27 protein-coding genes and 1 pseudogene are annotated in these 21925 nt (G+C 68.3%); 9 read left to right on the forward strand and 19 right to left on the reverse strand.

All coding sequences use genetic code 11. The features are described from left to right. Positions 1-4 precede the first annotated feature (4 nt). From rraA to ABQE44_RS12955, 8 genes are all read right to left on the reverse strand, one after another. Entirely contained in the window at positions 5-484 is a 480-nt protein-coding gene (gene rraA, locus ABQE44_RS12920) for a ribonuclease E activity regulator RraA (protein ID WP_448391734.1), read from the reverse strand. Beyond that, positions 481-1236, reverse strand: coding sequence for a MerR family transcriptional regulator (locus ABQE44_RS12925; protein ID WP_448430124.1), 756 nt, complete (start codon positions 1234-1236; stop codon positions 481-483). Before ABQE44_RS12925 ends, rraA begins: the two co-directional genes overlap by 4 nt. 33 nt (positions 1237-1269) lie before the next feature. After that, complete coding sequence (locus ABQE44_RS12930) at positions 1270-1746, reverse strand: hypothetical protein (RefSeq protein WP_448430126.1); 477 nt, start codon at positions 1744-1746, stop codon at positions 1270-1272. 91 nt (positions 1747-1837) lie between these two features. Next, positions 1838-2782, reverse strand: a complete 945-nt coding sequence (locus ABQE44_RS12935) for a CopD family protein (RefSeq protein ID WP_448391737.1) — start codon at positions 2780-2782, stop codon at positions 1838-1840. Beyond that, positions 2758-3267, reverse strand: a complete 510-nt coding sequence (locus ABQE44_RS12940) for a copper resistance CopC family protein (RefSeq protein WP_448391738.1) — start codon at positions 3265-3267, stop codon at positions 2758-2760. Before ABQE44_RS12940 ends, ABQE44_RS12935 begins: the two co-directional genes overlap by 25 nt. Further along, positions 3264-3893 (reverse strand): YcnI family copper-binding membrane protein, encoded by a 630-nt coding sequence (locus ABQE44_RS12945; protein WP_448391739.1) that lies wholly within the window; start codon positions 3891-3893, stop codon positions 3264-3266. The genes ABQE44_RS12940 and ABQE44_RS12945 overlap by 4 nt, the downstream gene beginning before the upstream one ends. A 39-nt stretch (positions 3894-3932) precedes the next feature. Beyond that, entirely contained in the window at positions 3933-4475 is a 543-nt protein-coding gene (locus ABQE44_RS12950) for a hypothetical protein (RefSeq protein WP_448391740.1), read from the reverse strand. 13 nt (positions 4476-4488) lie between these two features. After that, complete coding sequence (locus ABQE44_RS12955; RefSeq protein WP_448430128.1) at positions 4489-5145, reverse strand: DUF6474 family protein; 657 nt, start codon at positions 5143-5145, stop codon at positions 4489-4491. Positions 5146-5355: 210 nt separating this feature from the next. Here ABQE44_RS12955 and ABQE44_RS12960 point away from each other — a divergent pair, with 210 nt between their 5' ends. Both ABQE44_RS12960 and ABQE44_RS12965 read left to right on the forward strand, forming a co-directional pair. Beyond that, positions 5356-5847 (forward strand): ImmA/IrrE family metallo-endopeptidase, encoded by a 492-nt coding sequence (locus ABQE44_RS12960; protein WP_448391742.1) that lies wholly within the window; start codon positions 5356-5358, stop codon positions 5845-5847. After that, positions 5844-7031 (forward strand): hypothetical protein, encoded by a 1188-nt coding sequence (locus tag ABQE44_RS12965; RefSeq protein WP_448391743.1) that lies wholly within the window; start codon positions 5844-5846, stop codon positions 7029-7031. Before ABQE44_RS12960 ends, ABQE44_RS12965 begins: the two co-directional genes overlap by 4 nt. Before the next feature lie 47 nt (positions 7032-7078). Here ABQE44_RS12965 and ABQE44_RS12970 read toward each other — a convergent pair whose 3' ends face one another. The 4 genes from ABQE44_RS12970 to ABQE44_RS12985 all read right to left on the reverse strand — a co-directional run bounded on the left by ABQE44_RS12970 (position 7079) and on the right by ABQE44_RS12985 (position 9660). Beyond that, on the reverse strand, positions 7079-7477 hold the full coding sequence (locus tag ABQE44_RS12970) for a transcriptional regulator (RefSeq protein ID WP_448391744.1): 399 nt from the start codon (positions 7475-7477) through the stop codon (positions 7079-7081). Between the two features lie 332 nt (positions 7478-7809). Continuing rightward, positions 7810-8508, reverse strand: coding sequence for a TMEM165/GDT1 family protein (locus ABQE44_RS12975; RefSeq protein WP_448391745.1), 699 nt, complete (start codon positions 8506-8508; stop codon positions 7810-7812). A 269-nt stretch (positions 8509-8777) separates the two neighbouring features. Further along, positions 8778-9311 carry a peptidase gene (locus ABQE44_RS12980; protein WP_448391746.1) on the reverse strand — a complete coding sequence of 178 codons (534 nt, stop codon included), beginning with the start codon at positions 9309-9311 and terminating at the stop codon, positions 8778-8780. Positions 9312-9381: 70 nt separating this feature from the next. After that, positions 9382-9660 (reverse strand): S24/S26 family peptidase, encoded by a 279-nt coding sequence (locus ABQE44_RS12985; protein ID WP_448392028.1) that lies wholly within the window; start codon positions 9658-9660, stop codon positions 9382-9384. An 86-nt stretch (positions 9661-9746) separates the two neighbouring features. Between ABQE44_RS12985 and sodN the strand changes: the two genes are divergently transcribed. Further along, positions 9747-10169: a superoxide dismutase, Ni gene (gene sodN / locus ABQE44_RS12990; protein WP_448391747.1), complete on the forward strand. Its 423-nt coding sequence runs from the start codon at positions 9747-9749 to the stop codon at positions 10167-10169. A gap of 83 nt (positions 10170-10252) precedes the next feature. Here sodN and ABQE44_RS12995 read toward each other — a convergent pair whose 3' ends face one another. Further along, positions 10253-10411, reverse strand: a complete 159-nt coding sequence (locus tag ABQE44_RS12995) for a hypothetical protein (RefSeq protein WP_448391748.1) — start codon at positions 10409-10411, stop codon at positions 10253-10255. Positions 10412-10795: 384 nt separating this feature from the next. Here ABQE44_RS12995 and ABQE44_RS13000 point away from each other — a divergent pair, with 384 nt between their 5' ends. Further along, a complete protein-coding gene (locus ABQE44_RS13000) occupies positions 10796-11812 on the forward strand; it encodes a DUF4328 domain-containing protein (RefSeq protein WP_448430130.1) in 1017 nt (338 codons plus the stop codon). Next, entirely contained in the window at positions 11809-12654 is an 846-nt protein-coding gene (locus ABQE44_RS13005; protein WP_448430132.1) for a glycerophosphodiester phosphodiesterase, read from the forward strand. The genes ABQE44_RS13000 and ABQE44_RS13005 overlap by 4 nt, the downstream gene beginning before the upstream one ends. A gap of 12 nt (positions 12655-12666) precedes the next feature. Here the strand turns inward: ABQE44_RS13005 and ABQE44_RS13010 are convergent. From ABQE44_RS13010 to ABQE44_RS13025, 4 genes and pseudogenes are all read right to left on the reverse strand, one after another. After that, a pseudogene (locus tag ABQE44_RS13010) lies at positions 12667-12781 on the reverse strand (ferritin); the annotation flags it as partial. A gap of 28 nt (positions 12782-12809) precedes the next feature. Further along, positions 12810-13994, reverse strand: a complete 1185-nt coding sequence (locus ABQE44_RS13015; protein WP_448430232.1) for an LCP family protein — start codon at positions 13992-13994, stop codon at positions 12810-12812. Between the two features lie 26 nt (positions 13995-14020). Beyond that, on the reverse strand, positions 14021-14788 hold the full coding sequence (locus ABQE44_RS13020) for a CPBP family intramembrane glutamic endopeptidase (protein ID WP_448430134.1): 768 nt from the start codon (positions 14786-14788) through the stop codon (positions 14021-14023). Between the two features lie 30 nt (positions 14789-14818). After that, on the reverse strand, positions 14819-15613 hold the full coding sequence (locus tag ABQE44_RS13025; protein WP_448391753.1) for a DUF2470 domain-containing protein: 795 nt from the start codon (positions 15611-15613) through the stop codon (positions 14819-14821). A 109-nt stretch (positions 15614-15722) separates the two neighbouring features. Here ABQE44_RS13025 and pheA point away from each other — a divergent pair, with 109 nt between their 5' ends. Both pheA and ABQE44_RS13035 read left to right on the forward strand, forming a co-directional pair. Beyond that, complete coding sequence (gene pheA / locus ABQE44_RS13030) at positions 15723-16649, forward strand: prephenate dehydratase (RefSeq protein WP_448391754.1); 927 nt, start codon at positions 15723-15725, stop codon at positions 16647-16649. Further along, the gene (locus tag ABQE44_RS13035) at positions 16646-17338 is read left to right on the forward strand and encodes a histidine phosphatase family protein (protein ID WP_448430136.1); all 693 of its coding nucleotides are present in this window, start codon (positions 16646-16648) and stop codon (positions 17336-17338) included. The genes pheA and ABQE44_RS13035 overlap by 4 nt, the downstream gene beginning before the upstream one ends. Positions 17339-17561: 223 nt before the next feature. Here the strand turns inward: ABQE44_RS13035 and ABQE44_RS13040 are convergent, their stop codons facing one another. Together ABQE44_RS13040 and ABQE44_RS13045 are read right to left on the reverse strand one after the other, a co-directional pair. Then, the gene (locus tag ABQE44_RS13040; protein ID WP_448430138.1) at positions 17562-17915 is read right to left on the reverse strand and encodes a metallopeptidase family protein; all 354 of its coding nucleotides are present in this window, start codon (positions 17913-17915) and stop codon (positions 17562-17564) included. Beyond that, positions 17915-19324 carry a septum formation family protein gene (locus ABQE44_RS13045; RefSeq protein ID WP_448430140.1) on the reverse strand — a complete coding sequence of 470 codons (1410 nt, stop codon included), beginning with the start codon at positions 19322-19324 and terminating at the stop codon, positions 17915-17917. The genes ABQE44_RS13040 and ABQE44_RS13045 overlap by 1 nt, the downstream gene beginning before the upstream one ends. A gap of 133 nt (positions 19325-19457) precedes the next feature. Between ABQE44_RS13045 and serS the strand changes: the two genes are divergently transcribed. Together serS and ABQE44_RS13055 are read left to right on the forward strand one after the other, a co-directional pair. After that, positions 19458-20717 (forward strand): serine--tRNA ligase, encoded by a 1260-nt coding sequence (serS, locus tag ABQE44_RS13050; protein WP_448430142.1) that lies wholly within the window; start codon positions 19458-19460, stop codon positions 20715-20717. A 52-nt stretch (positions 20718-20769) separates the two neighbouring features. After that, positions 20770-21918 carry a zinc-dependent alcohol dehydrogenase gene (locus ABQE44_RS13055; RefSeq protein WP_448430144.1) on the forward strand — a complete coding sequence of 383 codons (1149 nt, stop codon included), beginning with the start codon at positions 20770-20772 and terminating at the stop codon, positions 21916-21918. The last annotated feature ends 7 nt before the right edge of the window (positions 21919-21925 follow it).

The following is a 21925-nucleotide window of genomic DNA, read 5'->3' on the forward strand; positions in this document are numbered from 1 at the left end:
TCGCTTACGGGGTGACCACGACGATGCCGTCGTCGTCGCTGTAGGCGATATCACCGGGGGCAAACACCAGACCGCCGAAGCCGACGGGGATATCCCGTTGTCCGGCACCGGTTTTGGTGCTCTTGCGCGGGTTGGTGCCTAAAGCCTTGACGCCGATGTCGAGCGTGCGCAGCATCGCCGCGTCCCGCACGGCACCGTTGATGATCAGTCCCGCCCAGCCGTTCTCCACGCCAAGACCGGCGATCACGTCGCCCACCAGCGCCGCGTGCACCGAGCCGTCGCCGTCGATCACCAGCACCCCGCCGTCACCGGGTTCCGACAGCACCGATTTCAGCAACGCGTTGTCCTGAAAGCATTTCACCGTGGTGATCGGACCGGCGAACTGTGCGCGGCCGCCGAACTGGCGCAGCTGCAGATCGCAGCTGCGCACGTCGGTGCCGATCTCGTCGACCAGGTCTGCAGTCGGGCGGGGCTCGATGCTCACCGTTTGATGCTAGCCACGATGATGTCGTGCACGAACTGGGCCAGGCCCGGTTCGGCGTCGTCGTAGTAGCGGGTGAACCGTTCGTCGGCCACGTACATCTGCCCGAGGCAGACGTGCATGTCATCGCTGCACTCGTAGTACCGCTCGATCGACGCGCGGTGCCGGGCCGCGAGCGCGTCGCCCTCGGCCGAACCGGGCGTCACGCCGTCGCGTTTGGCCTGAGCCAACGCCGCCAACAGCGCGTCGTTCTGCTCTTTGGCGTCGATCCAGTCCTGTTTGGTGAACGTCGAGACCCGCTGCTGGGACTGCTTCCATGCGTCGGTATCGCCCCAGCGCTGTTCGGCTTCCTGCGCGTACTCCTCGCTGAATGCGGTCGTGCCGAAGATCTCGATCTGCTCGTCGGCGGTCAACTGGATACCGCTGCGGTGTGCGTTCATCAGTTCCTCCACTGCCTTGATGGTGTGCTGTAGCCGGTCGGCCTGCTCGAGCAACAAACCGTGCTGGCGTTGCAGGTGCTCGAGCACATCGGCGTCGGCGTCGTCGAGCAGCGTGCGGATCTGCGCGAGCGACATGCCCACCGATCGGTAGACCAGCACCAGGTGCAGCCGTTCGACGTCGGCGTCGGTGTAACCCCGGTAGCCCGACGGCGTGCGGACACTGGGCACCACCAGACCGATGTGGTCGTAGTGGTGCAGGGTGCGCACAGAGACACCCGTGCGGGCGGCTACCGCGCCGACGGTTCTGGCGGCCATGACGCCACTATCGACTATGACGTCGCGTGAGGGTCAACTCTTGTCGGAGCCGCGGCGCACCAGCAGCACCACGAGGATGGCCAGCACACCGGCCGCGACGGCGGCCGCAACCGGCAGCCGCGAGGATTCCGGGCCGGGCGGCGGAACCGGTTCGGGCCCCGACACCGGGTTGCTCGCCGTCGCCACCGTCGCCTTTGCCTGTGCCGCAGTGACTTTCGCCGCCGACGTCAGGGTGTCCTCAGCCGCGGGCGGCTTCGGCGCCTGCTTGGCCGGCGCCTTTTTGGCCGACGCCTTTTTAGCCGGTGCTTTCTTGCCTGGCGCCTTCTTGACCGCCTTCTTCGCCGGGGTCTTCTTGGCTGGCGTCTTCTTGGCTGCCTTGGCCGGGGAAGCCTTCTTAGCCGCCTTGGCGGGCGGTTCGGTGGACTGCGCGTCCGGCACCGGCGGCTTCGACTCGGCGGCCGGCGGCGTATTTTCCGGCTTCTCGTCGGGTCGGCCCTGCTGGTCTGCCATCGGGCTGCTCCTTTGCAGTATCTTTTGTCTCGGCCTGTCGGCATGCGCGCGGGAACCGGCAACGGTCCCATCATGCCAGGTCGGCCAAGCGCTAACCGGTGACGGCCAGCCCAGCGGCCAAGGCCAGTGCGACGGCCATCATCGTCAATTCGACCATCGACCGCGACCGCGATGCCCCCGCGGTGGCCCGATGCGAGCGCGCGGCGGGCAGCCACATCGTTCGGTTGCGCCAGCCCAGCACCACCAAGGCGACCGTCACCAGGATTTTCGCCGACAACACCCGGCCGTATCCGGTGGCCCACAGATCCGCAGCGGAATCCAGCCGGACCACCGCGCCGACCGTGCCCGCGGCCACCAACGCCAGCACACACCCCAGCGATAGCGTCGAAAACCCCGGCAACATCCGGGCCCACTGTCCGCGGTGCTCGACCGTCAACACCAGCGCGGCCAGCGCTCCGCACCACAGCGCCGCCGCCAGCATGTGCACCGCCACCGCCAACCCGCCCAACGCACTGTGCGCGAAGTGACCCGTCAACGGTCGCGCCACCACGCCGATGGCCGCCACCCCGGTCAGCGCCACCGCCGTCGACACCGCCCGAGGCGCGGCAAGCGCCGCCACGGCCACCACCGCGGCCGCGACCAGCGCCACCAAGCCGGACCGTCCCGCCGCCGTCGCGACCGCGAAATCAGCGACCGTACCGGCGCCCAGCGCACGGACCGGGACGCCAACGCTCTCGGCGGCCGCCGCCACCAACCGGGTCAGCTCCGAGAGCAGCCACACCGCGGCCGCGACCGCCAGCGGGGTCGCGGCCCGCGAGATCACCTCGGCGCGGTGCCGGCTTGCGTCGAGCATCGGCACCGCGGCCAACCCGAGCGTGACGACCGCCGCGCATACCGACACCGCGCGCACCAGCGTCACGGTCAGCGACGCCTGCGGATACGCCAGCGCCCACGCCAGCACCGAGGCGGCCGCCACCACCAGCGTCGCGCCGGCCACCGCCCTGCGAGGCGTCACGAGCGGCGCCGCACCGCCCACAGGACGGCCCCGCCGACGATCACGACGACGCCGGCGTAGAGCGGCCACATCGGGAACCCGTCGTCGCCCGGATCATCGGCCGTCGTCGCAGGCGACCCCGGGGCGCCGGCGCCCGCCACCGTCAGCTCAAAGGCCCAGGACCCGGAGATGACGTGCCCGTCGGCCGAGGTCGCCCGGTAGTTGACGGTGTAGGTGCCGGTCGGGCCCAGTGGTCGCACGCCGACGCTGACGACGGCACCGTCGACCTTCGGTTCGCCCGTCGACCACAGGTTGTCGTCGGGTCCCACCACGGTCATCGCCGCGAACTGCGGTTGCATCGCCTCGCTGAACGTCGCGGCGACGGTGGCCGGTGACTCGGTCAGCCGGGCGTTCTCGGCGGGGTCGGTGGCGATGCGGGTGGCGTGCGCCGACGCGCCCGCTGCCGTCGCCAGTGCGCCGGCCACCACCGCGACCGTCAGAAGCGCCGTCGCGACAAGGCGTTTCATGACCGCCTCCGCGCCAGCAGCGCTCCGGCCCCCACCACTGCGGCCAGCGCCAACGCGCCGCCGGCCAACCAGCGCGCCGTGGTGTCGGCGCTAGCGGGCTGCGGTGCGGTCGACCCGGTCAACTCCAGAACGGGCACGGGGAGTTCGGGCTCGCCGCCGTCGGGCAGCGGAGGCTGGTCCCAGCGCACGACCTCGCCGTCCGAATAGGTCTGGGTGGCCGGGAAGCTAACCGATTCGCTCTCGGGCAGCCGCACCGTAATCCGGAACAGCGCGAACTGGTCGGAGGAGATGCCGGTGCCGGGCGCCGCGGTCCAGGTGACCGACGAGACGGTGCCCGCGGCGACGTCGCGGTCGAGGCGAGCCGTCCAGCCCGGCATCACCTCGGTTCGCGCGGACGGCACATCGGGCAACTCAACGCTCAATTCTGTTGTCAAAGCGCCGGTTTCGGACTCACCGGGCACACGGAACGTGACGGTGGCGGTGCTGCCTGGGTCAGCGTGGTCGGCCTCGGCGTGGACGTGGGCCGAGGCCGTCGCTGCGGTCGCCAACGCTCCGATCAGCCCGGTCGAAACAGCGGCGGCGCCGGCGATCAGGGCGCGCGAAGACGCCTTCGCGAAGGAACTCATGTGTATGGATGCTTTCTGGTGTCGGTTACGGGGTTCGGGTCAGCGGCAGGCGCGGACCGGTGGACCCCGATGTGACACCGAAGCGGCGAGCAACAACGCCGAACGCATCGGCTGCTCGGCCCGGTGAACGACGGCGACCGTCGTCGCGGCCACCGGCGGGCGCTCGACCCGCACCACCGCACGCACGACCCGCAGCGCGGCGCGGTACCACCGCTCGCCGGTTGCGATGAGCGCGGCGCCGACCCCGACTGCCACCACATGGGCGGCCGGCATGACCCAGGCGGGTAGGGCGGCAGCCTGGGTGTGGTCGTGGCCGACGACCAGCATCGCGTGGCCGAGGAGTTGGCCGACCGCCAGCAGCCCGATCAGGACGCGGATTTCACCGGCGCGCGGTAGGGCCGCGGCCACCGCGCCCACCGTCGCGGCCAGCACGGCCAGCTGCGTGGCCGACGCTCCGGTCGGCGGCACACCGCTGCCCACCCCGTGCGCGGCGACCGCCAGTGCCGCGGTCAGCAGACCGCAGGACAACCCGCGGATGCGGACCGCGACGCGTGCCGGCGACATGGACACCTCAGCTGCCATCTCGGCTGCCACCTCAACTCACGCCAAGCCGTGCCATCAGGTCGGCGTCGATGCCATCGAGCTGGCGGGCGATCGCGGCGTGCGAGGAGCGCCGACGCGGCGTCGGCATGTGCTCGGCGGCGGTGACGGCGGCCGACAGGTCGCTGAGCCGCTCGGTCATGGCCGCGACGAACTGCTTGGTCTCGGCGTCCTTGGGCTTCTTCTGGGCGACCAGTCGCACCGAGTTCTCCGCACCGGCGATGCGTGCCGACAGTTCGGCGCCGTGCCCGGAGAACTGGCCGAGCTGGCTGAGCGGAACACCCAGCCGCTCGGCTCGGCGTTCGTCGAGCACGCCCCGCACCGAGGTGGCGGCGCGGTAGGCCAGCGGCACCACGACCGGGGCGAGCAACCGGGTCACCGTGAGCATCCTGCGGATCCGCCCCGGTGCGAACACCTTGCCTTCCTGGGCTGCCTTCAACTGCGTCTCGGCCACCTTGAGCGCGGCGCGGTCGCTGTCGCGCTGAGCTTTCAGCTGCGCCTTGAGCGCCTTGTTCTCGGCCTTCTTCTCGGCTTTGAAGCGCCGGACCTCGTTCTTGGCCGACAGCTTGGCCTCGAGCTTGGCCTTGGCCTTGATGGCACGCGCCTCGGCCCGACGGGTGGCGCGGGTTTTGCGTCGCTTGAACGGGCTCATCGCGGCTGCCTCCCGGCTCTGGGTTCTGGTCACGGTGCAGCCCAACATTATCGTCCGGCAGATCGAGGCCGACCGAGGCGGCCTTGGCAGCACCATCGGTAACGGGCATGCTGGACCCACGGGGGCGCCGCAAGGTTGGTCAACCGAGCAGAATCGCCCGCCTCGACGGGGCGGAGCGAGCATAGTGGACGTCGTTGATAGGGGGTTTGAATGGCTGCCAGCCGCCGTGTCACCCGAGCCGTGGGTGCGGTCCTGGATCTGGCCCCGCGACACGGGGAAGTGTCGCTGACCCGTCTCGTCGATGCGGTCAGCAAGGACCGCGGCCGCCCGATCGAGCTGAAGATGGCCGAACTGCCGCCCGGCGTGTGCGGCCAATGGCGCCAGTACACCGACCGCGACGTGTTCTTGATCCAGGAGGGTCTGCCCGCCTGGGACCGCACCTTGGCCCACGAACTCGGCCATCTGGTACTCGGCCACGAGGGCACACCGGTGGTCGAGGCGGCCCGCGAGAACGTCGAGGTGGCCAGCTTCGACCTCATCGGATACATGCTCAACCAGCGGACCGGCTGCATGGGACCCGCAGGTGAGGACGCCGAGCAGGAGGCCGAGGACTTTGCCGCGCTGCTGCTCTACCGGCTGGGCCGGCTGCCATCTGACCGCTCATCGATCGTGCAGGTACGGCTCGGAGAGGCGTTTGGTTGATCGTCTGGGTGATCGCCGGTCTGCTCGGGTTGGCCACCGGTCTGCGCATCGGCTGGGCGCTGGTCAACAAGCAGTCGCTGGTGAGCACCGCGATGATCTTGGCGTTGGGCAGCCTCGGGTTGGTCGCCGCGCTGAACTGGCAGCCGCTGACCCTTCTGATCGATACGGCGCTGCACTGGCCGAACATTTCGATGGGGCTGACCCAGATCGCGTTGATCGGCTGCGCGGCGGGCAGCTCGGTGATGATCACCACCGTCTCATCCGGCCGTAAACCCGCCACGATCCGCAAGATCGCCACGGTGCAGTACGGCGTCGCCGCCGTCATCGCCACGATCAGCCTGATCGCCTTCTTCAGCGCCGGTCAGCAGCCCGAGATGGCGCCCGACGAGTATCTGCGGCAGAACCTCGATTCCGGCGGTAACTCGCTGCCGTGGTTGTTGCCGCTGCTCTACGTGCTGCTCGCGCTGTCGTTGGTGTCGTGGGCGGGGATGCGCTACTCCAACCGCAGCCGACGCGGGCGTGCGCTGTTCGTCTTCACGGTCGGCATCGTGCTGATCGTCGCCGCGGCGGGGTTTTTCTTCCTGCGCGTGGTCGGCGATGCCGGCCCGGTGGGGGTGCGTACCGCGGCGACGCTGCTGGGCTGCGCGATGCTCGTCGTCGCGGCCGGATCGCTGCTGCCCAGCATCGAGGACTATTTCGGCGCCCGCCGCGAATTGCGGGTCATTCAACCGCTGCTGACCGAACTCGGGCGTCGGCAGCCGGACATCGGGATCGGGGTGCGTCCGCGCGGCCCGCTGGCCTTTCGGGTGGCCGAACGGATGTCGCTGATCTCTGACGCGCTGTTTCTGGAGGCCACCGCCGCAGACCACAAGCGCAAGCTACGGGTCGACGCCACCGGAGCCGGTTCGGACGTCGAGGAGGCTGGCGAGGAGGCCGAGACGCCGGACGTGCCGCCGCGCGAACAGGCGCGCGCCATCGCGCAGTGGATCTACACCGGCCGCCCGGACGCCGCAGACGCGGAGAAGGCGGTTTTTCCCGGTCCGGGCTGGCTGCGCCAACCGGAAAGCTATTCAGACCGCGAATGGATACTCGAAATCGCAGAGCAGTACCGCATGCTCGCCCGAGCCGGGAACCGCTCGGGGGACGCGTCCGGAAATACGCAGCCTCAACCGGCGTCGCGGTAAATCAACCCTGGTACTTCGCCGGGCCCTGGGGCCCGGCGAGCGGCGGGCTAATCGTCCAGGTGCTCCCGGCGACGCAACTCATCCACCTTTTGCGCAATGTCCTGCTGCGCTTCAGGGGACAGCCCGACGGTGCGTGCCGCAATACGGCGGACGCCTTCGTCGCGCATGTTGGCGAGCCAGGTCAGTTCCTTGTCGAGCTTCTCGTAGTACTCGTCGTCGGTGAAGTACGCCGGCTTGATCCGGAAGAAGTTGGCAAGGGCTGCCATGGTGGTCGCGGACGGGTTGGTGCGGTTGCCTGAGCGCAGCTGAGACAGGTACGGGGCTGACATCGTGACGCCCTCTGCCTTGAGCGCTGCGATCACTTCAGCCGACGTGTGCGGGCCCCGACCCGGTGGATAAACCGTGTCGAACAGCCGGTTTAGTCGGGCGGCGAACGTCGTGCTCATCGATATGACCTCCACATGCGTAGACGAGCGGGTTTATTGGCGGCATATTTGCTGATCATCGTAGCGAGTGTTGTGCTGTCAACCAAGTGCAAACCGCGTAAAAGTTGACCCACCTTGTCGTTGTCGGTAGCCGCCACGGGCGGTGGCGACGTCTGTAGGGTATGCGCATCGCGCAGGCCTGTGGGGCGTTCTGGCAAATAATGACGCTCGCGTCGTATTTGATTTGCCAGCCCGCCCGGCGCCCGCGCCTCAGTAATGGTGTCCAATCCCACTGGCAACGTCCATCACGCCGCCGCCGGGCGCTGTGAGCGTTTGCTGTTATCAAGTTGAGCTTAGTAACGAGGCGGCGTCGGCGCAGGCAGGCCGCCGGCCGGCACGCGTCGACGCCGCACGAGGCTGACAAGCAGCCAGCAGCCGGCGCCCGCGACCACCGAACCGGTGCCCAAAAGCGCGGCCCATCGCATCCCGAGGGCCGCGTCGAAGAGAATCCACACGCCGAACGACAGAAACAGCACACTCGCCAGGTTGTGCAGGAACCGCACGGGCAACCGCCTGTGCAAAAAGGCGCCCGCCGCGATCGCCACCGCGTCGGCGGCCACCATCCCGACAGTCGCGCCGATCCACACCCCGGACCAGCGGTGGTCGCTGGCCAGCGTCACCGTCGCGAGCATCGTTTTGTCGCCCAGTTCGGCGAGCACGAACGACGACACGATCGCGGGAATGATCCACCGGGTTTCGGCGACCCGAACGTCACCGTCGTCGCCGGTGCGGGCGGAACGCCACGTCCACGCGGCGAACAGCACGAAGGCGATGGCTGCGGCGAACGCGATCGGACGGTCGGGCAGCGTCAGCCCGAGGAAATGGCCGATGGCCACCGATAGGCCGTGCACCAGCAGCGCCGCCAGGCCGACGCCCGAGAGCACCACCCACCACCGGTGCCGCAGCGCGTAGGTCATGGCGATCAGTTGCGATTTGTCGCCCAGTTCGGCGACGAATACCACGGCGAGGCTGATCGCTATCGCGGTAAGCATGAATACGACCTTTCGACGCGTCGCCGTCGGACTCCGTGCTCAGCGGCCCGTCCGGCTTCGGTCGAAGGTCTCGCCCACCGCGCCCTTCAAGAGGTCGCGGTTCGCCGGCCGGGCTCGCGCCAGTATGTCGACACGACGATTGGGGGCTACTCCCCTTCGCTGATGAGACCGACCATAGCGGCGATATCCGAGGCGCGCCACCGCATACGGGGGTTTTCGGGTGCCCGAATCAAGTGTTCAGGCAGGCGAATCTGGGTATTCGAAACCCCTTACGCCGCAAGCAGCATCGCCAGAATCGCGGTGTCGGGATGGCTGATGGGATCCACTCCGACGCGGCTCACCATCGAGGTGACCGTGCCGTCGGCTTCAGCTTCCACCCACGCAGCGCGGTGTTCGAGACCCAGGTGCGGAAGCCCGGGCAGCAGGACACAACCCGACGCGGCGCCTGTGCACTCGGGCAGTGACGGCATGGTTTCGGACGGCGGGTGCAGCATGAGCAGTGCGGGTGGCTGGTGCTGCGCGAAATGTCCTGGCGCAACCGCCGAATCGCCGACCACTGTGCCCTCGGCGACCACCAGCCCGACGGTGTCGGGCTCGGGTTCATCGGGCAACTCCTCGCGAGCGCCGAAAATCGTTGTGGTGTCCAGCAAGCCGGGCAGAGACGCGACCCGCACGGCAAGCGTCAACAGCTGCGCCCATTCTTTGGTGGAGTCTGGCCAACGTCCGGAGATGACGAAGCCCTTCAAGGCACCTCGTGAATGAAACGGGGCGATGCCGATCGCCCGACCGGAGCTCTGTTCCATGTCGCCTCCGCGCCATTGTTATTGGCTCAGGATGCGTTGCAAATGCTTGGCACACAAGACGACACGAGTGCTAACGGTCAACTTTCCGTCGGACGACCCACACCACGCGGTAGGTATCTGCTGCGGCGACCCAGCCGAACTCACGCGAATCCATGGCGCCCGGTACACCGGGATTCTCCGAGCGGGCCTCGAAAGTCGTACTGCTACCGGCTCGGCGCACCTCGCCGACGCGCTTGACGAGCCACCGGGTGGACAGCAGCGGATCGCGGAATGCCCGCAGTTGCCCGGGCCGGGGCGTTCCGCAACGCAGTGCGAGCAGACCGTCGCCCGGCGTCAGTGTGGGGCGCATCGAATCTTCGACGACGGTGAATCGACGCAGCGGCCAACTGAACGGTCCATGGTTGCGGCTCACCCCCGAAGGGTAAGTTAGAGGCCATGCTGCATCGACTGTTCGCCAACGCAACCCCTGCCCATGCCCACTGCGATTTGTACTGCGGCGTGTACGACCCCGCCCAGGCCAAGATTGAAGCGCTTTCGTGTCTGAAGACACTGCAGAAGTACCATGATTCAGACGATGACCACTTCCGCACCCGCTGCGTCATCATCAAGGAGCGGCAGGCCGAGGAGGTCAAGCACCACCTGATGGTGCTGTGGGCCGACTTCTTCACCAAAGAGCACTTCGAACAATTCCCCAACCTGCACCAGTTGTTCTGGGACGGTGTGCACGGTGCCGGTGACGTGAAGAAGTCGACCGACGTGGCCGTCGCTGAGAACCTGCTCAAGACCATCGACGAGATCGCCGACATCTTCTGGCAGACCGAGAAGGCCAAGGGCATGGGCGTCTACCCGCCCGCCTGATCGACGTCCCTTTCCATCCCGCACACAGCCGCCGGAACGCTTTCAGTTCCGGCGGCTTTTTCGTATCGCTTAGGGCGTCGAGGTCAGAACAGGACGATCAGGGCGAGGATGCCCAGCAGCACCAAGGCGATGATGCCGGCGCGCACGCAGGCCACCAGCTGCGAGCGGTTGTAGACGTTCGAGGAGGACTGCCACTCAGATGGCGGTATCGCGGATCCCGGACCCATCGGATATGACCCCATCAAGTACTCCTGACCTGCACGTTCGCTAGTTCTCCTCAGTGAGCCCTGTCACAAGTGCGAGTTGTGACGCCGATCATAGCGCTTGTGGACGGTGCCGTGAAATCGCCCGGCCGCCACGGTTCGGCGGGTAGTCGTCGCTGCGGCCAGACGCCCAGCTAGTACAGCTATCGATTTCGCTCGGCTCGGTGGAGTCTTGGTCAGAAGATGTCCAGGTTATCCACAGTGATCTTCAGCAACCGCACAGATTGAGCGGCTCACAGCGGATACCGGCCGATCATGGACCTGTGGATGAACCTGTGGAAACTGTGGATAGCTCGAAATTGCTGACATCGGGCATCGGGCCGCAACTGCGAGGTCGTGTGCCGCCGTCGCTAGGCTGGTCGGATGATCCAGGTGTGTTCCCAGTGCGGAACGCGGTGGAACGTGCGCGACCGCCGCCGGGTCTGGTGCCCGCGCTGCAACGGCAGCCTCCTGGCCCCGACCGGTCCCGAACCGGGAACCGAATGGAGCGCCCCGGCCACTTCCGCGCGTCCGTCGTCACCCGGCGCGACGCCCCCGCGGCTGCCGCCGGGCTATCGCTGGATCGCGGTGCGCCCGGGCACTCCACCGCCGCCGCGACGGGTAGGCAGACCGCTGGGCCCCACGCCGCGCTACCCGTTCATCCCCCGATGGGGGCTCACCGACCATTTCGAGCACGTCGAACCGCAGCAGTCGACGCCGCAGACGGGTCCGGTGCCGGCGAAGGTGCGCACGCTGCTCGTCGCGACCATGGTGGTGCTCGGCGCGGCGGCGCTGATCCACCTGGTGCGCTATGCGCTGCTGATCATCAACCGCGGCACGCTGCTCAACCCGTGGATCGCCGGGTCGGCGACGTGGTTGGGCGTCGGCATCAGCGTGATCGCGATGTTCTGCGTGGTCGCCAGCATCGTGGTGCTGGCCAACTGGCTGGTCACCCGGCGCGCGGCCGCGTTCGCCCATCGCGGGCACGACGATCCTCGGCCGGCGTGGGCGCTGCGGGCCGGATGCCTGGTTCCGCTGGTCAACCTCGCGTGGGCGCCTGTGTTCGTGCTCGAACTCGCCGGTGTCGAGGAGCGGCTGACGTGGCTGCGCCGTCCCGTGGTGGTGTGGTGGCTGGTGTGGCTGGCCAGCTACGCCGTATCGATCTGGTCCATCGCGACCAGCTTCACCCAGGACGCTCAGGGCATCGCCGACAACACCGTGACGACCACCGTGGCCTACCTGCTGGCGCTGGCCGCGCTGCTGCTGGCCTACAAGGTCTTCGAGGGCTTCGAACGGCAACCCGTCGAGCGGCCGTCCAAACGCTGGGTGGTGGTTACCGAGCCCGAAACCGCAGCATCGGCCGAGGCTTCGGAGCAGCGCCCGGCAACCGCCGCCGTATGACTTCGGATGACGGCGGAGCCGCCGGATCGGCGAGTCCCGGGCCAGCACCCGGGACTCACCCCTTTGTCGTTGCACACCGCGGCGCCTCGGCCGACCGGCCCGAGCACACCCTGGCGGCCTACGAACTGGCGCTGGAAGAGGGCGCCGACGGCGTCGAGTGCGACGTGCGCCTGACCCGCGACGGCCATCTGGTGTGTCTGCACGACCGCAAAATCGACCGCACGTCAAACGGCACCGGTGTCGTCAGCGAGATGACGCTGGCGCAGCTGCGTGAACTCGACTACGGCTCATGGCATCCCAGCCAGCGCAACGACGCCGGCGACACCGGGTTGTTGACGCTGGACGAACTGATCTCGCTGGTGCTGGACTGGAACCGTCCGGTCAAGCTGTTCATCGAGACCAAACACCCCGTTCGCTACGGCGCGCTGGTGGAGAGCAAGGTGCTGGCCCTGCTGCACCGCTACGGCATCGCGGCACCGCCGTCGGCTGATCTGGCCCGCGCGGTGGTGATGTCATTCTCCGCGGCCGCGGTGTGGCGGATCCGGCGTGCGGCGCCGATGCTGCCGACGGTGCTGCTCGGCGACACGTCGCGCTTCTTGGGCGGCAGCGCGGCCACCACGGTCGGGGCCACCGCCGTCGGCCCCTCGATCATGACGCTGCGGCAATATCCCGAACTGGTCGACCGGGCCGCCGCGCAGGGGCGGGCGTTGTACTGCTGGACCGTCGACCATTTCGAGGACGTCGGCTATTGCCGTGATCTGGGGGTGGCGTGGGTGGCCACCAACCATCCCGGTCGCACCAAGACCTGGCTGCAGGACGGGTTGACCGGCGCCGGTCGCTGACCTGCCCGTTGGTCACAGTAGGCCGCCGGCGGCCCTTCGGGGATACGGAATCCTTTGCGCGCGCCGGTAATTCACGTGCGACGAAGTCTTCAAGGTGGAACAGGTTGTCGCCGGCCCGGTCGAGCAGGTACTGCACCAGCATCAGCTGGCAAGGGTTATGGCTGGGCGTCGAGGACAGTTTGGGGCACCGGTGAATCGGTACGCAGGGCCTCGAATAATTGGCCCGCCGCGTCATCGTCCCAAACCACCACCGAACCCGAATTGCTGCCGGTGAATTGGCCGATCGGCACGGTCACGGTGGTGACGTCCCCGCGCAGCGCCCACGCCAGCCGCACCAGGTCCCAGATGTGGGCGCCCTCGTCGACGGCGACGGACTTGCTGACCGACTCGGCCAGCGGTGGCCAGCGCAGCGGGTTGAGCAGCACCGCGGGGCTGGCCGCCCGCTGCAGGAGGGCGGCCATGAAGGCGCGTTGATGGATCATCCGGTCCAGGTCGGCGCGCGGCGTCGCGCGGGTGCGGACATATCCGAGCGCGCTGCGTCCGTCCAGCTTCTGGCATCCCGCGGGCAGGTCGATGCCCGCCAGCGGATCCGATATCGGCGCGTCGAGGCATATCGTCACGCCGCCGACGGCGTCGACCATTTCCGCGAAACCGTCGAAGCCGATCTCGGCGTAGTGGTCGAGCCGCAGCCCGGTGGCCTGTTCGACGGTCTGGGCCAGCAGCGGCGCGCCGCCGAGGGTGAACGCCGCGTTGATCTTGTCGCTGCCGTAGCCGGGCACTTCGACGTAGGAGTCGCGCGGGATGGACACCATCGTGGTTTCGTTGCTCGACCCGAGCGCGGGGAGGTGCACCAGCAGGATGGTGTCGGTGCGGCCGTCGCCGATGTCGCCGCCGGTGGCGAGGTCGTTCTGTTGTTCGGGCGTCAGGCTGGCGCGGCTGTCGGATCCGACGAGCAGCCAGGTGGTTCCCGCACCCGCTGCGGGGCGGTCGGCGTAGTTCGGCAGCGCCGGGATGCGGTGCAGCGAGCGGTCCATCCAGACCCCGGTGGCCACCAACGCGACGATCGCCACCAGCAGGCACGCGAGCAGCAGGCGGCCCCAATGTCGTTTGCGCCGAGGCTTTTTCGCTGTCGGTGCGGGTGGGGGCGGTGGTGGTCGGCGCGGCGGCGGTTTGCGCGGCGGCGGGGGCGGCCTGCGTACGGGCGGCGGTGGGGGCGGCGGTTTGCGCGGCGGCGGGGGAGGGGGCGGTCTGTGTGACGGTGGTATCGGTGGCGGTGGTGGACGAAAGTTGGGGTCCCGGCGGATCACCTGCGACGGCTCCCGGCGGCCGCGGGGGTCCACACGCCGAGGCGGTCGCGGGTCGTCGTTCACAGCAAGAAATCTACGTGGCGGGCCGCCAGGGCATATCCGACGAACGCAACTGCGTCGATCAACGCGTGCGCGATGATCAATGGCCACAGCCGCCCGGTGCGCAGGTAGACATAACCGAACACCAGGCCCATCGCGACGTTGCCGAGACCGGCGCCGAAGCCCTGGTAGAGGTGGTAGAGCCCGCGCAACACGCTCGAGGCGACGACGGCAACCCACCGGTTGACCCGCAGTTGACGCAGCCGGGTGAGCAGGAAGCCGATCACGATCACCTCCTCGGCCCAACCGTTGGCGAACGACACCAGCAGCAGCACCGGGATGCGCCACCACGTGTCGTAGAGTTCGGCGGGTTCCACCGACGCGTTGAGGCCGAGAATGCGCGCGATCTGGTACAGGGCCAGGCCAGGCACCCCGATCAGCGCGGCAAGCCCGATGCCACCGAGTACGTCGGCCCGCCACCTCGGTAAGCCGAGACCGATCCGTTCAGGACCAAAACCGCTGCGCCACAACAGGTATACCGCCAGCGCGCCCCATGCCAGCAGTTGGAACACCCCGGCCAGGTTGAGGCCGAGGTCGATCAGGTCGAACTGTGAACGGCGCGGGTTGAGCGCGACCACCTGCGCGGCCAGGCCGAGCAACGCCGATTCGACAAGGCGCAACAGCGCGGTATAGGCCGACAGCGCGAACGTCACGGCCAGCACGACGGTGACCTCGATGCGCAGCGCGCGTCGCTGCGTTTCGGTCAGTTCGTCTGGGCCGCCAGTCACCGCAGCTACGGTAGCGGGCGGCGAATCGGGTCAGGGCCGGCGCGCACGTAGCCCGTTGAGGAAGGGGCAGCCCAGCAGCACCCTGATGGCCTGGGACAGGCCGGTGACGTCATCGACCGGTTTGGCGAACGGCAGCCGCACGTCGTGGTCGCCCTCGTCGTTCTCCACCCGCAGCCGCACCCCGTAGCGGTCCAGCCCCAGCGGGCGGACACGGCCCCGGCGCAGCGACATCGGCAGCCGGGTGGCCAGCCGGTCCACCACATCGCCGTGTGCCGACTCCAGATGCTGGATCCAGCAGACCTCCATGGCGCAGAACGGGTCTGGCTGCGCATCGAGTAGTTCGCTCACACCGATCGATTCGGCGCCGGTGGAATCGGCGACCACCACCGAATCCACCTCCAGGCGCACCAGTGCGTAGCGCACATCGCCGTCGTCGCGGGCCGGACCGGCGTTGACCGAAAGCAGCGCGGGGTTGGGATCCTCGGAGGCGATCAGGTCGAGCAGGGCCGGCACCTCGGCGCCGGGTACGTGATGCAGCCGACCGCGGCTCCACACCAGCGAGCGCACCGGCTCGCGCAGCGGCAGCGGCGCGTAGTCGGTCATCTCCAGGACGGCGGGCACACCGGTGGGTCCCGCAGCGGCCACCGTGGCGGCCAGCGTGCCGCCGAGCGGAACGGTGATCGCGAACGAACCGTCACGCAGCAGATGGTGCACGGGGGACTCGGTGGGATCGATGCCGTCGATCGCGAGCATCGCCGTGCCGGCCCTCGCGCATGCGCTGCGGATTCGTTCGGCCGTCGTAGGTGCCATCAGGGTCGCAACCATGTCACTCCTTGGATTAGGTGAGCCTAACTTAACTAGTGTCCAGCGAATCGCGCAAGGCTTACGTGCAGCGGAACGGGGTTACCCGGGGTGAACCGATAGGGTTGGCCTCGTGCCGCGCATCGCCTATCTCGGACCCGAGGGAACCTTCACCGAGGCGGCACTGCGCAAAATGGCAGCCACCGACATGGTCCCGAACACGGCGGCGAACGACGACGTGGTTCCGGTCGCGTTCGACAGCGCGGCAGCTGCGCTGGCGGCGGTACGGTCCGGCAACGCCGATTTCGCGTGTGTGCCGATCGAGAACTCGATCGAGGGTGCGGTGCTGCCGACGCTCGACAGCCTCGCGGCGGGAACGCCGCTGCAGATCTTCGCAGAACTCACCCTCGATGTGGCGTTCACGATCGCCGTTCGGCACGGCGTCACGGCCGCCGACGTGGCCACCGTCGCGGCGTTTCCGGTGGCCGCGGCGCAGGTGCGCCAATGGCTGGCGGCCAACCTGCCCGCAGCGCAGGTGGTGCCGGCCTATTCGAACGCCGCGGCCGCACACGACGTCGCCGAGGGACGCGCCGACGCCGGGGTGAGCACGGCCCTGGCCGCCGCGCGCTGCGGGCTGGCGGCGTTGGCCACCGGCGTCGTCGACGAGGCCAGCGCCCGCACCCGATTCGTGCTGGCCGGGTCGCCCGCGGCGCCGCCGCAGCGCACCGGCGCCGACCGCACGTCGGTGGTGCTGCGCCTCGACAACGAGCCGGGCGCGCTGGTCTTGGCGCTGACCGAGTTCGCCGTGCGTGACATCGACCTCACCCGCATCGAATCCCGCCCCACCCGAACCGAGTTGGGCACCTACGTGTTTTTCCTCGATTGTGTCGGGCACATCGACGACGCCGCGGTCGCCGAGGCACTAAAGGCGTTGCACAGGCGTTGTGCAGATGTGCGCTATTTGGGTTCCTGGCCGACGGGATCGGCCGCCGGCGCGGTGCCGCCACAGTTGGACGAGGCATCCCGCTGGTTGACGCGGTTGCGGGAGGGCAAACAGTGAGTGGTCGGTTGGTATTGGTTCGGCACGGACAGTCACATGCCAATGTCGAACGGCGGCTGGACACGCGCCCGCCGGGTGCCCCGCTGACCGATCTGGGACGCAACCAGGCACGCACATTCGCCAGGCGCGCCGCGTCGATGACCCGCCCCGGTCTGCTTGCGCACTCCGCGGCCGTGCGGGCCGGCCAGACCGCCCATGAGATCGCGGCCGAACTGCGGTTGGACACTTACGAATTCGATGGCATCCACGAAGTTCAGGTCGGCGATCTGGAGAACCGCAACGATGACGCGGCCATCGCCGAGTTCGAGTCGGTCTACCAGCAGTGGCATCAGGGCGACCTGGAGGTGCCGATGCCCAACGGCGAATCGGGCCGCGACGTGCTCTACCGGTATCTGCCCGCGATCACCGAGCTGCGGCTGCGCCACCTCGACGACGCCTCCTGGCACAACGACATCGTCGTCGTCAGCCACGGCGCGGCGATCCGCCTGGTGTCGGCGGTGCTGGCGGGTGTGGACAGCAGCTTCGCGCTCGACCACCACGTCGGCAACGCCGAGTCGATCGTGTTGGCTCCGATCACCGACGGCCGCTGGAGCTGTGTGCAGTGGGGTGCGCTGACGCCGCCGTTCTATCCGGAGCCCGACGTGAGCCCGGTCGAGGATGCGCTGCAGTCAGCTGATCCGATGGGCTGACACCGCGACGCCGCACGTGCAGCCGGCGGCCTCGCAATCGATTTGAAAGACGTGCACCACCTCCGGCATCGCGCAGTCGGGTTCCGTGCACTCGGCGCGATCGGCCGCGTGATGGATGACGGTGCCGTGGCAGTGTTCGAGGCCCGTTCGGCATTCGCGGCACGCACTGCTCATGGCCCGTTCATAGCACTGTGTGGCGACAATTCGCGGATGCCGCGCCCGCCTATCCCCAACCCAGTTCGTGCAGGCGTTCGTCGTCGATACCGAAGTGGTGGGCGATCTCGTGGATGACCGTGATCGCCACCTCCTCGACCACCTGCTCCTCGGTTTCGCAGGCGTCCAGCAGCGCATCGCGGTAGATCGTGATGGTGTCCGGTAGCGAGCCCGCGGCGTACCAGGAGTCGCGTTCGGTCAGCGCGATGCCCTGATACAGCCCGAGGAGATCGGGTTCCTCCTCGCTGCGGTCCGCGACGAGCACGACGGCGTTGTCGATCGCAGCGGCGAGCTTGGGCGGTATGAGATCGAGCGCTTCGGAGACCAACTCGTCGAACCGTTGCGGGCTCATCCGCACCGCCACTACGGCACCGGTGGTGGCGGCGGGGCGGGCGCGGGCGCAGGTACCGGTGGTGGCGGCGGCAGACCCGGCGGCGGGGGTGGCGGCGGAAGACCCGGTGGCGGAGGCGGCGGCGGAACACCCGGCGGCGGTGCCGGCGGCGCCCCAGGAGCCGGCGGCCCGCCGAGGAAGGTGTTGCCGGGCTGTTCGACCTCCGGCGCGCCCTCGCTGCCCGGCGGGCCGTGGTGGGTCCCATCCGAGCTGCCGCCGCTGTGGGTGTTGCCGCTGCTACTGCCACTGCTCGCGCCGCTGCTGCTGCTTCCGCTGCTCGAGGACTGATTACTGCTGGCGGCCGAGGAACTGCTGACCTCCGGCATCGGGATCGGCGGGAAGTTCAGTCGCTCCTGCGGGATGTCGGGTGGCGGAATCGGCGGCTGACCGTTGATCAGCAGCGGGCCCTTGGCGCTGTTGAGCAGCGTTGACCAGCCACCGTTGCCCAGCGTGGCCCCGATGCTGCACGACACCTGACGGCTGCCCGCCGACCAGCTCGGCAGCGAAATTGTGCTGTAGATCAACGTCAGCGTGGTGCTGCGCAGCTCGATGGGTGCCAGGTATTCGTCGGTCATCCGGGTGCACGCGTCCTTGATGAACGCGTCCTGCTCGTTCTCCGGCGGAAGCGCGTCGGGGAACCGCTCGGCCAGGTTGACCGCGCCGGTCACCTCCATTGCGTGAGGTGCCGCGCAGTCGACGGGAACGTCGGTGGGCTGATTGGTCGACGGATCGATGCCCAGGCAGGTGCCCGCTGGCCACACCTTGGACTGGTCGATGTCGGCGACCTTGCCCTTGAACGGCAGCTGCTGGTTGTTGGGTCCGGGCAGCTGCAGACCGCACAGCATGCGCCTTTCGTCCTGGTTGCGCCACGCCCGTTCGCCCGACCACAGCATGCTCACCGTGAAACGGCTGTTCGGGTCGTAGTTGGCGCCGAGGTAGCGCCGCACCGACGTCGAGCACTGCTCCTGGCTGATCTGCTGGATGCGCGCCGGCGATGGCGGCTCGGCGTCGGGCCCGTACTCACTGCCCGGGTAGATACGCATATCGACCGACTGGGCGACCTCGAAGCGGTGCTCGTCCTTGCAGTCGACGATCTCGGCGGCGTCCGGCGTACGTTCCGGCCAGTTCAGACAATCACCGGCCTTGGCGTGCTCGAAGGTCTCGTTACCCCGCGGGCCCAGCGAGATCGTGCTGGCGGTCAGCCCCGTCGCACCGTCACGCTGCGGCACCGCGGTGATCAAACCGGCGATGAGCAGGGCACCGAGCGCGGTCAACAGTAGCCCGCGGCGCGTCGGCGTGGCATTCAAACTCTTCCACCACGCCACCCGCTGCGGCTGCTCGTCAGCCTCGGGGGCCTCGGGTACGTCCAACATCTGCTCCATTGTGACAGGCGTGTCGGGCACTGTGACAAGCGATGCATTTGTAAAGTTATGTGGTTGTGGCTCGCAACCCGACGCTCCGGTAGAAAACGAGGCTCTCGACCCCGCGCGCCGGGCCGAAAGTAGTGTTGCGGCCGTGATCGACCTCAAGCTGCTGCGCGAAAACCCCGATGCCGTCCGCGCGTCGCAACGCGCCCGCGGTGAGGATCCCGGACTTGTTGACACGTTGGTCGATGCCGACGCCGCCCGCCGCGCGGCGGTGTCGGCCGCTGACAGCCTGCGCGCCGAACAGAAGGCCGCCAGCAAGAAGGTGGGCAAGGCGTCACCGGACGAGCGGCCCGCGCTACTCGAGCACGCCAAGAGCCTCGCCGAGAAGGTCAAAGCGGTCGAAGCCGAACAGGGGCAGGCCGAAAAGGCGTTCGCCGCAGCGCATACGGCGATCTCCAACGTCATTCTCGACGGTGTGCCCGCAGGCGGTGAGGACGATTTCGTCGTGCTCGAGACGGTCGGCGAACCGCGGGCCATCGACAACCCCAAGGACCACGTGGAGCTCGGCGAGTCGCTGGGGTTGATCGATCTGGAGCGCGGCGCCAAGGTGTCCGGTGCGCGGTTCTACTTCCTCACCGGCGCGGGCGCGCTGCTGCAACTGGGGCTGATGCAGCTCGCCGCGCGGCTGGCGACCGACAACGGGTTCACGCTGATGATCCCGCCGGTGCTGGTGCGTCCCGAGGTGATGGCGGGCACCGGGTTCCTCGGTGCGCACAGCGACGAGGTGTACCGGATCGAATCCGACGACCTCTACCTCGTCGGCACCTCCGAGGTCCCGTTGGCCGGCTACCACGCCGACGAGATCCTCGACCTGTCCGGCGCGCCGCTGCGCTATGCCGGCTGGTCGTCGTGCTTTCGCCGGGAGGCGGGCAGCCACGGCAAGGACACCCGCGGCATCATCCGCGTGCATCAGTTCGACAAGGTCGAGGGGTTCGTCTACTGCAGACCTGAGCAGGCCGAGGCCGAACATGACCGGCTACTCGGCTGGCAGCGCGAGATGCTGGCCCTGATCGACGTGCCGTACCGCATAATCGACATCGCCGCAGGGGATCTCGGGATGTCAGCGGCGCGCAAGTTCGACTGCGAGGCATGGGTTCCGACACAGCAGACGTATCGCGAGTTGACCTCGACGTCGAACTGCACGACGTTTCAGGCCCGTCGGCTGGCGGTGCGCTACCGCGACGACAACGGCAGGCCGCAGATCGCCGCGACGCTCAACGGCACGCTGGCCACCACCCGCTGGCTGGTGGCGATCCTGGAGAACCATCAGCAGCCCGACGGCAGCGTGCGGGTACCAGAAGCGTTGGTGCCGTTCGTCGGCGCCGAAGTGCTCGAACCGAAGCGCTAGCGCAGGTTTCGCCGCCTCCAGCCGGGGTATCGCCACCGGTCAGGAGGAGAGCATGCGAGCAATGGTGTACCGCGGCCCGTACAAGGTGCGGGTCGAGGAGAAGGCGCCGCCCAAGGTGGAGCATCCCAACGACGCAATCGTGCGGGTACAGCGCGCGGCGATCTGCGGTTCGGATCTGCACCTGTACCACGGCATGATGCCCGACACCCGGGTCGGCTTCACGTTCGGCCACGAGTTCATCGGAGTGGTCGAGGACGTCGGACCGTCGGTGCAGAACCTGAAGCGCGGCGACCGCGTGATGGTGCCGTTCAACGTCTACTGCGGGTCCTGCTACTACTGTGCGCGCGGCCTGTTCTCCAACTGCCACAACGTGAATCCGAACGCCACCGCGGTGGGCGGCATCTACGGCTACTCGCACACCTGCGGCGGATACGACGGCGGTCAGGCCGAGTTGGTCCGGGTACCGTTCGCCGACGTCGGGCCCGCCGTCATCCCGGAGTGGATGGCCGACGACGACGCGTTGATGTGCACCGACGCCCTGGCCACCGGGTACTTCGGTGCCCAGCTCGGCGACATCGTCGAAGGTGACACGGTGGTGGTGTTCGGGGCCGGACCGATCGGCCTGTTCGCCGCCAAATCGTCGTGGCTGATGGGCGCTGGCCGGGTGATCGTCATCGACCACCTCGACTACCGGTTGGAGAAGGCCCGCACCTTCGCGCACGCCGAGACCATCAACTTCGCCGAGTGCGACGACATCGTCGTCGAGATGAAGAAAACCACCGACTACCTCGGCGCAGATGTTGCGATCGACGCGGTCGGCGCCGAGGCCGACGGCAACTTCCTTCAGCATGTGACGTCCGCAAAGTTCAAGATGCAGGGTGGTTCGCCGGTCGCGTTGAACTGGGCGATCGACTCGGTCCGCAAGGGCGCGACGATATCGGTGATGGGCGCGTACGGACCGATCTTCTCGCTGGTGAAGTTCGGCGACGCGCTCAACAAGGGACTGACGTTGCGGATGAACCAGTGTCCGGTCAAACGCCAATGGCCCCGGCTGTTCTCACATATCCAGAACGGGTACCTGGCCCCCAGCGGCATCATCACTCACCGCATTCCGCTCGAACACATCGCCGAGGGCTATCACATCTTCTCCGCCAAGCTGGATAACTGCATCAAACCGGTCATCCTGCCCGCGGCGGCCTGACCACCGA

It is taken from the genome of Mycolicibacterium sp. XJ2546 (assembly GCF_053483195.1).